General features: G+C 60.4%; 7 protein-coding genes. 2 read left to right on the forward strand and 5 right to left on the reverse strand.

Going from position 1 to position 14980, the window contains the following annotated elements; translation table 11 throughout:
- Positions 1-112 precede the first annotated feature (112 nt).
- The 3 genes from pbpC to SJQ66_RS07590 form a co-directional block, all read right to left on the reverse strand.
- Positions 113-2545 carry a penicillin-binding protein 1C gene (pbpC, locus tag SJQ66_RS07580; RefSeq protein ID WP_082102802.1) on the reverse strand — a complete coding sequence of 811 codons (2433 nt, stop codon included), beginning with the start codon at positions 2543-2545 and terminating at the stop codon, positions 113-115.
- A complete protein-coding gene (locus tag SJQ66_RS07585; RefSeq protein ID WP_320534153.1) occupies positions 2542-8940 on the reverse strand; it encodes an alpha-2-macroglobulin family protein in 6399 nt (2132 codons plus the stop codon). Before SJQ66_RS07585 ends, pbpC begins: the two co-directional genes overlap by 4 nt.
- Positions 8941-9334: 394 nt before the next feature.
- The gene (locus SJQ66_RS07590) at positions 9335-10888 is read right to left on the reverse strand and encodes a succinyl-CoA:acetate CoA-transferase ScpC (RefSeq protein WP_046153033.1); all 1554 of its coding nucleotides are present in this window, start codon (positions 10886-10888) and stop codon (positions 9335-9337) included.
- Between the two features lie 146 nt (positions 10889-11034).
- Between SJQ66_RS07590 and SJQ66_RS07595 the strand changes: the two genes are divergently transcribed.
- The gene (locus tag SJQ66_RS07595; RefSeq protein WP_024903247.1) at positions 11035-11958 is read left to right on the forward strand and encodes a LysR family transcriptional regulator; all 924 of its coding nucleotides are present in this window, start codon (positions 11035-11037) and stop codon (positions 11956-11958) included.
- A gap of 64 nt (positions 11959-12022) precedes the next feature.
- On the opposite strand, the gene SJQ66_RS07600 is transcribed toward SJQ66_RS07595, so the two are convergent.
- Entirely contained in the window at positions 12023-13216 is a 1194-nt protein-coding gene (locus SJQ66_RS07600; RefSeq protein WP_157685788.1) for a citrate synthase, read from the reverse strand.
- A 214-nt stretch (positions 13217-13430) separates the two neighbouring features.
- Positions 13431-13556, reverse strand: a complete 126-nt coding sequence (locus SJQ66_RS07605; RefSeq protein WP_269083091.1) for a hypothetical protein — start codon at positions 13554-13556, stop codon at positions 13431-13433.
- Between the two features lie 250 nt (positions 13557-13806).
- Here SJQ66_RS07605 and SJQ66_RS07610 point away from each other — a divergent pair, with 250 nt between their 5' ends.
- The gene (locus tag SJQ66_RS07610) at positions 13807-14916 is read left to right on the forward strand and encodes a citrate/2-methylcitrate synthase (protein WP_046153011.1); all 1110 of its coding nucleotides are present in this window, start codon (positions 13807-13809) and stop codon (positions 14914-14916) included.
- The last annotated feature ends 64 nt before the right edge of the window (positions 14917-14980 follow it).

Here is a 14980-nt window from a genome sequence, read left to right on the forward strand (position 1 = left end):
CGACGGCTGTATGGACACCAGCGCAGCGTCGCCCGCTCCACGTATAAAGCACCGCGTGTCCTGGCTGGCCGTTCAGGACGCGCGGTGCTTTTACGTTTGCCCGGCGCATTCCCTATCTGCGATTCCTTGTGTCGTGTGGCTCCGGAACTGAGGCAAACGCACCGCGTACTTCAAAGGCGATCGTATCGGCCACGCGTCCCCGCGCGTCGATGAGTTGGACCTTGTGTCGTCCGGGCCATGGTGACCAGGCGACGCGTGTTCCCGTGCCGACGATGCGCCCGTCGAGTCGCCAGCTGGCACGCGTATCAGGGGCATCACCCTGCTCGAACCAGATGCGTTGATTGGGAGGCGGAATATCGGGATCGAGCGCGAAAATCGTTCCGTCCGCCGGGGCGGAAATGGCCAGTGGGCCATTGACGTCGCGGCGTGGCGGCAGTGCGCCACCGTTTGCCGCCCCCCCCATGATTTGCGAGCGAGCATTCGCCGCGTTGCTGGCGGCGTGGGTTTTCGCATTGCTTTGCGCCAGTGTCGAGAGGCGGATCGTGTCAACGCCGGTGCCACGTAAAAACCATTCGCTTCGCGTTGGCTCGATGCCGGGCACATACGTAATACGGCGCCGCTCTGTGTCTGCAGGCGGTGGTGGGGCCATGCTTGGTGCACGGTGCCCGAGATACGCGGCAATCGCGGCCCACACCGGTGCAGCCCCTGTCACGCCCGAGACGTCCCACATTGGTGAACCGTCCGCGTTGCCTACCCACACGCCTATCGTGTATCGCGAGGTGAATCCGACCGCCCAGTTGTCGCGCATGTCTTTGCTGGTTCCCGTTTTCACCGCGGAGAAGCCGCGCGTGTTCAGAACGCTATCCAGGCCAAAGGTGCGCACCCGGGCATTGTTGTCCGCCAGGATATCCGTGATGATATAGGAAGCCGCCGGACTGAAGATCCGCTTGCTTTCGGGCAGGCTTCGCGTGCCTGTTCGTATCGTTCCCCCGTTTCTCGCGATATCGGACACGCGGCGCGGGGCGCTGGCAGCGGTGGCATTTGCCGTCTCGTGCATTACGGCCGGTAGATCTCGCGTTGGGGTGAATTGACCGCCATTCGCCAGCGCGCGATAGGCATTCGCCAGCGTTAGCAACGTGACGTCGGCGCTACCCAGGGCCAGACTATAGCCGTAGTAGTCGCCTTCCTCGGTCAGCGGTAGCCCCAGCCCCCTCAGTGTTTTTGCAAAGCGATGCGGTGTCACCAGCATCAGCGTGCGCACGGCAGGCACATTCAGCGAGCCCCCAAGCGCACTGCGCACGCTGACCCATCCCTTGAAATGCTTGTCGTAGTTCTGCGGGATATAAAGGCCGCCGCCAGCGGCAATGTCAAGCGGCGAATCGTCTAGCAATGATGCCGCGTTCAAGCGATTTTCATCGATGGCCTGTGCGAAGAGGAACGGTTTCAGCGTCGACCCCGCCTGACGCAAAGCCATCACGGTGTCGACTTCACCCGCGGCCGATAGCGCGCCCGACGAGCCTACCCAGGCACGGATCTCCCCACTTGCGTTATCGATAACGACGACGGCGCCGTCCTGTACGTGCCGCGCTTGCCCGGGCGTGTTCAATTCGATCAATACGCGTTGTAATGCATCACGCGCGAAGCGTTGCAGGCCTGCATCAAGCGTGGAGCGCACCCGGGCGCCGGCGGCCGGATGTACCTCTACGGCGATACGCCGCGCGAAATGAAGGGCCAGATCGCTGGCGGCATTTCGTCCGCTCACATTATCATTGCCGGCCATGCCGATGCGCGTGGTCTGCCAGGATGTCTGTGTGACACCGTTGCGGTAGAGCGCGGGATCGCCGTCGAGCACCGTGCAATTGGCGGTGGCATCCATATCTTTCAAAATGACGCAAGCGCGTGCGTACATCTTGCTGGGGGCCGCATTCGGTGCCCGGACCAATGCCGCCGCAATCGCTGCTTCTCGCGCATCCAGTCCGGCCGGCGCTTTGCCGAACAGGGTACGTGACAATGCATCCAGGCCGATCGTCTCACCGCGAAAAGGCACGAGGTTCAGATAGGCTTCCAGGATCTGGTCTTTACGCCAGTGTCTTTCGAGTTGCAGCGCTTCCCACGCCTGATCCGCCTTGTCGGTCCAGGTACGTCGCCCGGCATGCCGTCGGTCATCATCAAGAAGGCCGGCCAGTTGCATGGTGACGGTGGATGCGCCCCGTGTTCGCGTGTTCCACAGATTGGCCCAGGCCGCGCCGACCGCGCCGCGCCAGTCCACGCCGCCGTGCGCATAGAAGCGTCGATCCTCGGAGACGACGATAGCCTGCAACAATGCCGGCGACACATCGGACAAGGCTACCCAATCGCCACGCCGTGCCGTAAAGTCAACGCGCGTGCGTTGTAGTGGCGTGCCGTCACGCGCAAGCAGTGTCCAATCCGCGCTGTGCCAATCCTGACGCACGGTATCGAACGACGGCAGCGCCAGCGCGGCGCTGGATTCGAGTCCGATCGTGCATGCCAATATCAGCGCGGACGCGAGGCCGCCACGCGTCATGACGATGTCGCCTCCGACTGTGGCGCGACGGTAACCGGCGCGTTTGGTGCCACGCCGTACACCGACGGCGCATACAACGCCTCCACGCGCGTGGGCGGCATGCCAAAGGTGCCGACGTTATTCAGCCGCACCGTATATTCGATCGAAAAGTGTCCTTTGGGCAGGTAGCTGAAATAGGCACGGTAACCATCAAAGCTGCGCTCGATGAACTCGGGCCAGGCATTGTCGTCAGCGCCTGGACGCTGCCCGTCGACTTGCGCGGTCATATCGGCGTCGCGGCCGAGGCCCGAACCCAGGATCGTCGCGCCCGACGGCACCGGGTCATTGACGACCACCCAGGTCATGGGACTTTGCGCATCGACTTCAATCCGTACGCGCAAGACATCACCGCGGGTATAGCGCCCCTTCTCCGCCGGAGAGAGCGGGGTGATCGTCTTCTTGATCCGATAGCCCGCCGCAAATGGCGCGCTCACGGGCACTGCCGCCAGACTCTCGATGGTCGCCCAGGGCTTCCCGCTGCCTTGATGAACGATCCGCAGGCTACTGACACCCACGTCCGTCGTGCGCGTTTTGTCGGAACCCGTAGCGACTGCGCGCGGCGCGCTCGGGGCCGATGCCCAGGGCAGCAAGGTCGCCAGGGAGGCCTTGTCATTACCCGACGGCCAGCGCAAGGCCCGGTCGTCGCTTCCCACGGAGATGCGCGTCGTGCCATTGACAGGCGCACGCTCGAACTTCCGCGAAAAGCGGGTGATGGCAAGCGTACCCAACGCGTTGGCCGTAGTGGTCGACCAGGCGCCGTTACGCTGCATCGCCAGCAGGCCGGTCGCCATGCGCGGCAACGCGTCCTGCCATCCCGGGTCGTTCAGGAAGTCGAGCAACATCCGTGCGGCATTGGTCTGGCTGCCTGTCATCAGCCACCAGAGGTCATCGCTGGCGGCCGTGGAAAACACCAACTGCGTGCCTTGCCAGGTCAGCCGCGCGCGGAGGATCTGGTCCAGTGCCGCGCGCTTTTTGTCACGTTGCGGGATATCTTGCAGCCGCGACAGAATGGCCGCGTAATCGAGCACTGCCGATGTCGGCCACCGATCCGGCTTCAGCGCCACGCTATCGAGCATCGATGCGCGCGCGGCACCGTATCGGGACAGCGCCTCGATGGCGGCAAGCTTGCGCAGGTCCCGGTCTTCTTGTGGCGCCCAACCCTCGCGTGTGACGCGTCCCGCGACATAACCGACAAGACCGCCCACCATGCTGTCCCGCAGCGTGTTCGGTAAGGCAAAACGGGGGTCGAGATGTTGCACCTCATCGGCCAATACCAATAAGTACGCGGCCAGCGTGGGACTGCCGTGTGCCGCCGTGTCATCGGACGGCGGGAAATAAGTGGGGAGACCATCGGCATCGAGATAGGCGGGCATCCTTGCTTGCACGGCTTGCCATTGCGCCAGATCCCGCAGGCCGATTGCGCGCGACGCTTGTTGTTCTAGGCAGTCATATGGATAGTGGTGCAGCCAGCGCGTGACGCCGGGCAGACCATCGGCCAGGGTCGCCGCCAGTGACACGGCGATGCCGCCGCGCACAACCGGCATGCCGGACGGCGCCCCGTCGGTGATGGCCGCCGCTGGGGCACTAACCGGCATTGTCATGAGGCCGTCGATCTGTTCGAGCGTTGCCTGTTGGACAGTGACGGGCACCGCCGGCATGACGGTTTCGCTGATGGAAAGCGCATCAGTGGCGAGGATTATTGCTGCTGGTTCCGCAGCCGGGCCCGGTCGCGTGTCTTTACGTTGTTCACTCGCCTCCACGCGCCAGCGCAGCACACTGCCGCCGTTGGCCTTCGCGGCCATTGCGCTACCCGCGGCACCGCTGGCCGGGTCGGCGACCGCTGACGCGGCGTCGGGTAGTGTCTCAGCGGGTGGGGGGACCGTGATCATCCAGGCCACCTCTTGCGCCGTGCCGGGTGCGAGCTTGACCGTTCGTGGTGGCATGCCTGTTGCCGCCATGCCCGATGCGTCAGAGGAAGGTGCCACGTCTGCGGCCTTGGGCATTGCACCGGATGCGCCTTCTATTCGTGGCGTTACCAGGACCGACATCGGGCGTTCCGTGGTGTTGCGTACCGTGAATTGCGCACGGAATGTGTCCCCAACGCGCACCACGGGCGGTAACCCGGAAATCAATTGCAGATCTTGCGTCGCGACAAAGGAGGTGCTGCCGTTGCCGAAGCGTTCGGCACCCACGGATGCAATCGCGACAACCCGGAAGCGGGTCAACGAGTCATTGAGCGGGACGGTCACTTTGGCGCTGCCATTGGCGTCGAGTACCACGTTTGGCGACCACAGCAACAAGGTATCGAATAGTTCGCGCGTGGGAGCAGTGCCGCCGCCGCCGCCGCCGGCCGGCACCGCCTTGCGTCCGAAGTGTCGGCGGCCCACGACCTCCATCTGCGCCGTCGCGGTTTCCACGCCGTACCCGCGCCGCTGCAGCATGGCATCGAGCAGATTCCAACTCCGGTTCGGCATCAGTTCGAGGAGCGCTTCGTCCACGGCCGCCAGTGCGATGCGCGTTCCGGCAGGGGCGGGCTTGCCATCCAGCTGCGTGACGCGCACGGTCACCTGCGCCTTGCCGCGCACCGGATAGCGCGAGGCATCGCTGGAGACGGCAACGTCGAGGCGATGCGCACGGGTACCGACGCGAATTTCCGCGAGACCGTAGCGGAACGTGGGCTTGGACAAATCGACGAGCATCGATGGCGGCCGATATTCGCGCCCCTCACCGAGAAATGCCTTGGTCCACCGCATGGGTGACTTCCAGCCCCACGTAAAAAAGGAGTACCACGGTACGACGTGCAGTCGACCCCGGATGGCAAGGACGGATACGTAGACATTCGGCCCCCAATCCTCGCCGACCTTGAGCGCGATATTTGGCTGCTTGCCATTCAACGTGACGACATGTGTCTCCATCACGCCTGCCCGTTCCACCGCGACCAGTGCCCGTGCCTCCCGGAAGGGCATGCGAACCTGGAAGCGTGCGGTGTCACCAGGCTCGTAGTCGCGTTGTTCCGGAATGATGTCAATGCGGTCCGTGTTGTCCCCGCCGAACCAGAGATCTTCCTCATGCGCCACCCACACCGAGGATGAGGCATTCGCCGCCTTTCCGTCGCCATCCTTGGCAACGGCCACGATCTGTATATTGCCGGCGCGGCTCAGTGCGGCGTCGCAATGCAGGCGTCCCTGGGCATCACTCGTACCTTTGCAAAGCACGCCCAGATCGTGGGTTTCATCGTGATTATCGTAGGCATAGAACCCACCGACCATTCGCTTGCGATTGGAGGTCGTGGTGCGCGATATGCCTTTTACCTCGATGGGCACCGACGCGCTCGGCTTGCCCTGCAGGTCCACGGCCACCACGTCCACCGCCACCTTCTGCCCCACGGCGATCCATGCCGTCGTGCGGATACCCACGGCCACCGCGGCCGGCCATATCATGGTACCGCCGCGCAGCGTTTGCAATTCCCCGTTGGGATCCGCGAAGCGCGCTTCCAGCGACAGTTCGCGTGGCGCGTCGGCAACCGGCACGTTCTTGACGGTGATCGTGCCCTCGCCGTTGCGATCAAGCGTGATCGGCAGTTTATCGGCCACCAGGCGCGGTGCATCGGGATCAGCAATGGTGGGCGTAGCGCTGCTGTCATTGCCGTCGCCGTCATCGCTGCCGTTGTCCATGGCGCCGTTATCGCGACCGACACGGTAGGGCGTGAAGGAGAAGCCGGGATAACGGTCGGAGAAGGGCACACTGGCCGATCGCGTCATTGCCGAGACCTGCACCGGCAGCTTTGCCGCACCGCCGCCCGACGTGTACGCTATTTGCAACGCGAGCGGCACCTCCTTCACGCCGATGAGCGCATCCGCCTTGTCATCGCGCACGGCAATGGCGCCTTTGAGAATGGGAAGGCGGAATGCCTCCACACGGAACGAACCGGCGTCGTAATGCTGCGTCGGCGCGTTCTCGTCGCCCGATTCAAGCGACACCGAATACGCACCGAGCTTGGCGGCGTGGGGGATCTCGAAATGGATATCCGAGGCGTGGTCGTCATTCCAGGTCAGCGGCACACGATATGTGTCCCCGCTGCCGAGGTGCGTGATGATCGCGCGGGAGGGATAGTCCGCGGGGAATGCGAGACCGGTAAGGGTTTCAGTGCGGAGGAAGAACTTCATCGACACCGTCTCGCCCAGGCGCAGCAATGTGCGATCGAAGACCGCATGGGCGCGCACCGTCGGCGTGCTGTCGGTGTCGGTCGGCACGTCGAAGCGCCAGGATTCGATGCCACGGTTCCAGTCCGCGCGCACGAAAGCCATGTCCGGCCCGGTCTTCGGATCGTCGATGCGGGCAGACACGAACAGGCCATCCACGCCATTCCTGTAGGCGCAGGTCCGTTTGTTCGCCAGCGACGCGTCGATGCGATACAAGCCCTGGGCATCGGTCACGCCGAGCGCGAGTTCGTCGCCATTGCAATCGGAGACCCGCACGGTGGCATTCGGTACAGGCAGACCTTTGTCGAGCGAGGTCACCCAAACCAGGCTATTGTCGCGCCCTCGCTTGAAATGCACGCTGAGATTGGTGACCAATACGGCCGTGCGCACATACATGTCCTTCGGTGCCGCGAGCAAGGAGCGGCCCAAGGCTCCCGATGCCAATTCCAGTACATAGAAACCCGGCTTTTGCAGAGGAATGCCGATGACCTCGAAGGGACGGGGGCTGTTGGCCTGATCCTCTCCGGTGCCCGGTATCGTCATTGCCTGCACCCCGGACTGTCCGGCGAGCAACGACAGCGACCGTATGTCGATTTCCCGGTCTTGCGGTTTCGGTGCGGGCTGGTCCGGCGCTGGCGGTGGATATACCGGGTCTTGCCCTTTTGCAAGAAGACCCGGACGCGCATCCTCTATGGACTTGACGGTCATGGCGCCGTTGTCGAAGCGCTCCACCAGGCGCATCCATTTGCGGATAGCGTAATCGTCGTCGATACGCAACGTGTTCAAGCGTGCGCCCTGAGCAAGGGGCGACATGGTTTGCGCGCCGGCATGACCATTGCCGGTGACCGAGATCGATGGTTCGATGCGGCGCAAGGTTACGGGAACAATGGCCGGCATGTTCGGTTCGGCAAACCGTTCGATGATGCCGAAGGTGCCGGACGCGAACTTCGCCAATGGCGGCAATGCTGCAGTGCGCATCGAGAGCGGGAAGCCGTCGGCGTTTGATAGCGACCGTCCTGCCACGTCCCGCAGGTTCGGGGGAAGCGTTACCGTCAATGCTGCATCGATGGGCAGCGGCGCGGCAAATTCCACCGATACGACCTCGGTGGCGTGATCGTCCGCCTTGAACACGGGCGATAAGGTGCCCTTGGGCGTTTGCACGCGTATCGCCTCTGCCTGGGCGCGCGGGATCGGTGCGTTGAACGCGATTCGCAACGGGCTCAACGGCGTGCATGGCGCGCTCGCGTTTTCGCGCTCGCACGAGAACGTGGCTGTGAAGGGATCGTGTACGGTAAAGTCGAAACGCTTTTCCGATTCGTTGCGCACGCCGTTCGGCGCGGCGACGCCGGCACCAAATACGAGCTGCATTTTTGCCGCGGCGGGCAGCGCCTGTGCGCAGGACAATGTCAGCACGCGCGCGGCGTCTTTACCGAGCTTGAAGTGCGCAAGCACTGCCTTGCGTGTTGCGTCATCCGCGGACTGGACGGGAATACGGTTGCCGATGCCACTGACTTCGCACCAGATATTCTCAAGTGCCGAGCGGGTCTCGACGGGGCTTGTCAGACGCAGCACGAAGACCTGATGTTCCTCGATTTCGGTATATTGCGAAGGCTGTACGGACAGCGGATAGGGCCCTCCGGTGTTGAAGCGATACAGCGGTGGACCACTGAAGGCCGTGCCCGATATCGCGCGGATGCCTTGGTTCAGACCAATGCGGCAACGACTGCCGGCAGGCAAGTCTTGTTCGAAATCGTAGAGCCAGGTCCTTGCATCGCGCCAATGTCCCTGACCGCGAATACTGCCTTGCGTTGCATCACATTCGACCGTGGCGGGCGCGGGCGCCGCTGCGTCGCCGAAGCGCACCATCGCTTCGTCAAAGGTAGCGACGACCTGTCTTGCTTCGCTTGCCGTCCCTTGCGGCGACAACGAGACAATGCGCGCGGCGTATGCGCCGGGCATCGACATCGCGGCGGCAAGGGTCACTCCCAAGATCGTTCGCAAGGCGACGGCAGTACGTCGCGGGATGATCGTGCGGCGTCGGCAAAAAGGAGCGGCGAGCTCTTCCTTGACAGCGCGCTGCAACACGAAAAGGCCAGCGCTCTCGAGACGCCAAGTCTTTGCATCGTCGAACTGCCGGTTGTTGCCTGATGTCATTGCACGATCGCTTCACATTGATGGTCACGCCCCATTGGACGTGACGTGGCGGGACAGCTCGCTCGCTTGGTAACGCAAATAAGTGATCGGTTCGAACGACTGTGAGACTGTTCGTTGTCGTAACTTGCCGTAATACTATCTTTTCAGGTATCGAGTCGTCACCTACTTTTCATGTCGACCGGAAAATAGCGGTGATGGGTTGTCGGTTGCTAAATCAATGGATGTCGCGAGGGGAAAACGAAAGAGACAGGGGGAAGGTGGTCTGAAGAGAAGAAAGGTGGCACACGCATCGAGGGACGCCAGGGCGGTGCTCCCGACGCACTCGTCAGCGTTCTTTATGGTTGTGAAGTAGGTGCCGGAACGCGTGTGTCCCTGGATATCGCTGCTATTTACATTACAACATCGACCCTGTCTTCTGGTATCGCGTATGCCAGGAAAGTGCCTCTTCGAGGAGATGCGGGGTTTGGCCGCCACGCTGCATTCGGGCCCGGGATGCATAATCACGCAACGCGGGCTGGTATGTCGGGTGAACACACTGCTCGATGATGATTTCCGCGCGCTCTCGTGGCGCCAACCCGCGAAGGTCGGCTAGTCCGCATTCCGTGACGACTACATCTACATCATGTTCGGTGTGGTCCACGTGCGAGACCATCGGCACGATGCTGGATAGCTGGCCCGCTTTTGCAATGGATTTGGTGACGAAGATGGAGAGCTGACCGTTTCTCGCGAAATCACCGGAGCCACCAATGCCATTCATCATGTGCGTGCCGCACACATGCGTGGAATTCACGTTCCCGTAAATATCGCATTCCAGCGCGGTGTTGAGACAGATCACGCCGAGTCTTCGGATAATTTCGGGATGATTGCTGATCTCCTGGGGCCGCAATACGATCTTATCGCGGTACGCGTCGATACGGGACACGAATCGATCGTATATGCCCGATGAAAGGGTAATCGAAGAGGTCGATGCGAATGAAACCGTGCCCGAATCGATCAATGCGATCGCGCTGTCTTGCAACACTTCCGAGTACATCGTCAGATCCCGGAACGGCGAATCGATCAAGCCGTGCATCACGGCATTGGCGATGGAGCCGATGCCAACCTGGAGCGGCAGAAGCGACGAGCCCATTCGACCACGTTCGACTTCACCGATGAGAAAATCCACGATGTGTCGCGCAATAGCGGACGTTTCATGATCCGCTGGTTGCACCGACGATGGGCTATCGGGCTGATCGGTGATAACGATCGCGGCGATCTTCGCTGGATCGACCTTGATGCTTGCATGCCCGATGCGTTGCGCTGGGCGAGTCAACGGAATGGGTTCACGTTGGCTTACCGGTTCAGGCATATAAATATCGTGCATGCCGGCCAATGCCAGCGGGACGCTTTTGTTCAGCTCGACGATCACCTTCGTGGCTTGCGCAACAAAGCTTGCCGAATTACCAACGGACATCGTTGGCACGATGTTGCCATCTTCGAGAATCGCCGCTGCTTCGATGATCGCGACATCTACGGGTGGAAGATGTCCTGAGCGTAGTTGTTCCGCCGTTTCCGATAAATGCTGGTCGAGATACATGATCTCACCGGCATTGATCTTTCTTCGCAAGACGGTGTCGACCTGGAACGGCAACCGTCGCGCCAAGAGGCCGGACTCGGCCATGATGCCGTCGCTGTCATGGCCCAGCGAAGCGCCACTTAAAACCGTGATGGAAAACGGCTTGTCATGAGATGCGTTACGCGCCCTATCTGAAAGCGCTTGGGGCAGGGCCTTTACGTCGCCGGCTTTCGTGAAGCCGCTCATGCCAACGGTCATGCCATGCGATACCAGCCGTGCGGCCTGTTCGGCGCTACAGACGCGGTTTAACAGATCAACGTGATGAATGCGATCGAGTCCGTCATGTGCGTCGGCGTCGCTAGGTTGTACGGTCGAACATAAGGGGGAGGTCATCTGCATGGTTTGTCTCCATCGGTATCAGGGGCTTTCGTGGACCGTTGCTTTTGATACCCAATATAAAACCACTTAAAAGTGCGTCGTATGATTTAAAATCGCTAGAACCAGTCGTAAAATTCATACTTCTTCCCTGGAGTCAGGCGGTGGATATACGCTCGGTCCGCTACTTCATCGAGACAGTCAGGCTCAAGAGCTTTACGCAGGCTGCCGAGCGCCTCAACGTCACGCAATCGACGGTGAGCAAGATGGTTCGCTTGCTCGAGCAGGAGGTTGGCGAACCACTGTTGATTCGCGAGGGCCGGAATCTGGCGCTAACCGATACGGGCGTCGTTGTCTTTGCGCGTGGTGAGCAGATGCTTGCCACGCTGGACCTGTTGAAAAGGGACGTCGAAGATACGAAATTATTGCGAAGGGGCACGCTTCGGATTGGCATCCCCCCGATGGTGAATGTGCTTTTCACCGGGGTGCTGAAACGTTTTCGGGAACGTCACAAGGACATAGAGCTGGTCTTGTCCGAGGGCACCGGGCAGGAAATCGAGCGCGAAGTGGCCGCGGGGCATCTGGATATTGGTTTATCGGTTTTGCCTACTGATCCAATGCTTGATCTTCGCAGCCAGGGCGTGGCGCGCTATCCCGTGTGGGTCGTGGCTGCCGAAGGCACGTTCCCGAAGCATCACACGACGCTCCCGGTGAAAGTATTACATCGCATGCCAATGGTATCGCTCAGTGACGAATTCGCACTGACCCGGCGGATTCGACAGGCATTCTCCGAGGTAATGGTACGGGATGATAAGACGCCAACTGTACGAAAAATGCCTGTTTCGCCGACGATCGTGGCACGAAGCAAGCAATGGGATTGGGTCGCCGCGATGGCTTCCGCGGGGATTGGCGTGGCGTTATTGCCGGAGCCTTTTTTGAATCGCCTGTCAGATTTGCCGAGCCAGTCGGTGCTGCTCACCGAGCCAGCCGTTTTTTGGGAAGTCGCCCACGTCTGGTCGGGAGATTACCTCTCACGCGCGGCAATCGCATGGCTGGAGATCAGTAAGGAGATGCTTGGCGCGTGGTGAAACGTCGCGGCGCATGGTGTCTGGTCATGGCTTGCTGTCGCTTGAAAGCATCCTGCCGCCCGAGTCAATCAACCGGCCGTGGGCCAATATAGATTGCCCGCGGTCTGATTGGCTCCTTGATCATGGCTTGTTCCTTCGCATGTGCTATCCATCCGACAGCGCGACCGATACCAAACAGCGTGAGTGCCGACGTCACCGGTAACGCCAGGGTTTCCTCGATTGCCGCAAGAGCGAAGTCGAGATTGGGACGCAGGTTGATCGCGCGATGGATGGTATTGGCAATTTCCTGGATGCCGCTCAACCGGGCGCTTTCGTCCCGGCAGGAACGCAGTAGCGCCAGTAGGCATGTGGCGCGAGGATCGCCATCTGGATATAGCTTATGGCCGAAAGAGGCGAATTGCTCACCACCGTTCAGGCGTCCGACGAGATAGGTCGGAATATCTGACTCGCGCAATGCTTCACGAATCAAGGTTCGGGCGTTGCCGGTTGCGCCGCCGTGGCGGGGGCCGAACAACGCGCCTAATCCGCCCATGACGGCGAGCAGGACATTCGAGCCTGTCGAGGCAATACAGCGCACCGTGTAGGTAGACGGATTAAGTTCGTGATCCACGCAAAGGATCAAAGCGGCCCTGAGCACGTTCACCGCGTTCGGGTCGTCGATCTTCCACGCGCGGGCAAGCTGCTGGTGAATCGGCTCGGACGTTGGCGCGACACCGGTCACGCAGGCAAGCATCATCTTCAGTACGAAAGCGCCCGCAGCGGCGGTGGCGCGGTCATCGCGCAGCCAAAAATGACCATGCGTCGAGGCTGCGAACCCGAGGCCTATCAACGCGCGATGCAGAGGCGATGCATCATCGCCAGCGTGACGGATACGCTCCAATGCCAAGCGGAAGATATCATTGTCGCTAGCCGATCCTTGATCGAATTTGGAGACTTCCCAGAGCATGGACGCGACCTCTTCAATCGTGGAAGTCTGGGCTAATGTGATTGCGCTACGGCCGCGATACCACAACATTCCCTTGTCGATCAGCGCAATGCGTGACTCGATCGGTACCCCGAAGACGTCGCTGCTACCCCGAGACTTGTTGGACGTCTGCCGGGCGGTTCGTGTCGAAATAAGGCGATAAACATCCTCCGCAAAATAGGATCGCGCTCGGCGCTCTTCGCCTTGGATCGAGCGGATCAATCCGCGACTAACGTATGCGTACAGCGTCGGCAGCGATATCTGCAGCAATGCCGAAGCCTCGTCAGAACTCAAGAATTCTTTCATATTGCCCGGTAAAAATAGCGTCTATCACGTAGTTTACGTGCTGAGTAATACGACCGAGCGTGATCGGAAAGGGGTTCAATTGTACCTAATGCTTCCCAATTTTTGCGTGGCTGCATACGGAAATTGTGTTTGCAAACACCTGGTCTGCGTTATTCGAGTTACCTGTCTTGGATGCGTTAATTGCCCTGCCGCCGTTGTCATTTCAGGCAGCCAGATTATCTCCGACCTGCTTTTGTCGACATGCGGCGCGGAATGCCCGGGTGTACAGCGCCAGGGTCGCCAGCGAGCCTGGCGTGCGTTGCGCCGGATCCCGCTGACGTGGATTCATCGGTCGCATTACCTGGCGCGATATTCCGCCGTATTGCGATGAATCGGGACATCCTGTTTGCCCATTTCCGTCCTCCGTTCAACCGACGCCAAAGCCTTTGCCGAGCGTATTTCAAGGGAACAATATACATTGATTACATGAATCAATGTTGCATATATGTATACATGTAAATATCATAAGCTCTGACTTATTGGATGTCCATAAGGGCTGGACGCTCTAAAAAGCGATTCATTCAATCAGGGGGAACGAAATGGAACTGCACATTGGTCTTGAGGATATTGCGGTAGCGGAAAGTGCGATTAGCCACGCGAACGGTGAGAAGGGGGAATTGATTTATCGCGGGTTCTGGGCGGGCGATCTCGCGCTAAGCCACTCCTTCGAAGAAGTAGTTCATCTGATCCTGATCGGAAACGCTCCTGGAATGCTGGAATTAAGCCGCTTTAAGACGCAACTCGCATCTCTGCGTGAGCTGGATGACGCGCTGCTAGGTCTGCTCCGTTCCATGCCGCGGCATGTATCGTATATGGCCGCCTTGCGTGCCGCGATCTCGTGCCTTGACACACCCGGCGCGGACTGGCCTCCCACACTGGAACAGGCATTGACCGTCTTTGCGAAAGCACCGACCATTCTTGCCGCCCGGTACCGCTTGCTTCAGGGCCTGGAGCCGGTGCAACCTCGCTGCGATCTGTCCCATATCGAAAACTATATGTACATGCTGACCGGAGAGGTGCCCGATCCGGAACTTGCGAAGGCGCTGTCAGCCTACCTGATCCTGTGCATCGACCACGATACCAATGCATCGACGTTCACCGCACGCGTGATTTCTTCCACGCAAGCTGATCTTGTGTCATCGATTTGTGGCGCGATTGGTGCGCTGATCGGTCCACTCCATGGCGGCGCGCCATCCAAGGTCGATGAACTACTTGATGACGTAGGGTCTGCAGATCAAGCGGAGAAGGTATTGCGGGATAAACTGGCTTCCGGGGCGCGGTTGATGGGTTTCGGCCATCGGGTTTACAAGACATGGGACCCACGTGCCGCCGCGCTGAAGAAAGTTGCCAGCGCGTTGGAGGGGAAGGATCACATGCTCGATTTGAGTCTTGATGTCGAACGTATCGCCGTGCGCGTGCTGGAAGAAGTGAAGCCGGGGCGCAATCTCTATCCAAATGTAGAATTCTGGGCAGCGGCAGTACTGCGTGCCGTGCGAATGCCCCAAGCGTTATACACGCCCACGTTTTGTTGTTCACGCATTGTCGGATGGAGCGCGCATGTGCTTGAGCAGGCCGTCAACAATCGGCTTATCCGTCCAAAAGCGATTTATGTGGGCGCACGCCCGGAGCAGCCTCAAGCCGTTGCTTGACCTTACGCTGGTGCGATCAACGATAACGGCCGCATCTGAGATGAAAAGGGCGATGGTTTCATTG

It is taken from the genome of Robbsia andropogonis, from assembly GCF_034047095.1.
Lineage (GTDB): Bacteria > Pseudomonadota > Gammaproteobacteria > Burkholderiales > Burkholderiaceae > Robbsia > Robbsia andropogonis.

Bases quoted from the DNA above. Each gene is read 5' to 3' on its own strand.
- SJQ66_RS07590 (WP_046153033.1), bottom strand. From the start codon at position 10,888: ATGACCTCCCCCTTATGTTCGACCGTACAACCTAGCGACGCCGACGCA.
- SJQ66_RS07610 (WP_046153011.1), top strand. From the start codon at position 13,807: ATGGAACTGCACATTGGTCTTGAGGATATTGCGGTAGCGGAAAGTGCG.
- pbpC (WP_082102802.1), bottom strand. From the start codon at position 2,545: ATGACGCGTGGCGGCCTCGCGTCCGCGCTGATATTGGCATGCACGATC.
- SJQ66_RS07585 (WP_320534153.1), bottom strand. From the start codon at position 8,940: ATGACATCAGGCAACAACCGGCAGTTCGACGATGCAAAGACTTGGCGT.
- SJQ66_RS07605 (WP_269083091.1), bottom strand. From the start codon at position 13,556: ATGAATCCACGTCAGCGGGATCCGGCGCAACGCACGCCAGGCTCGCTG.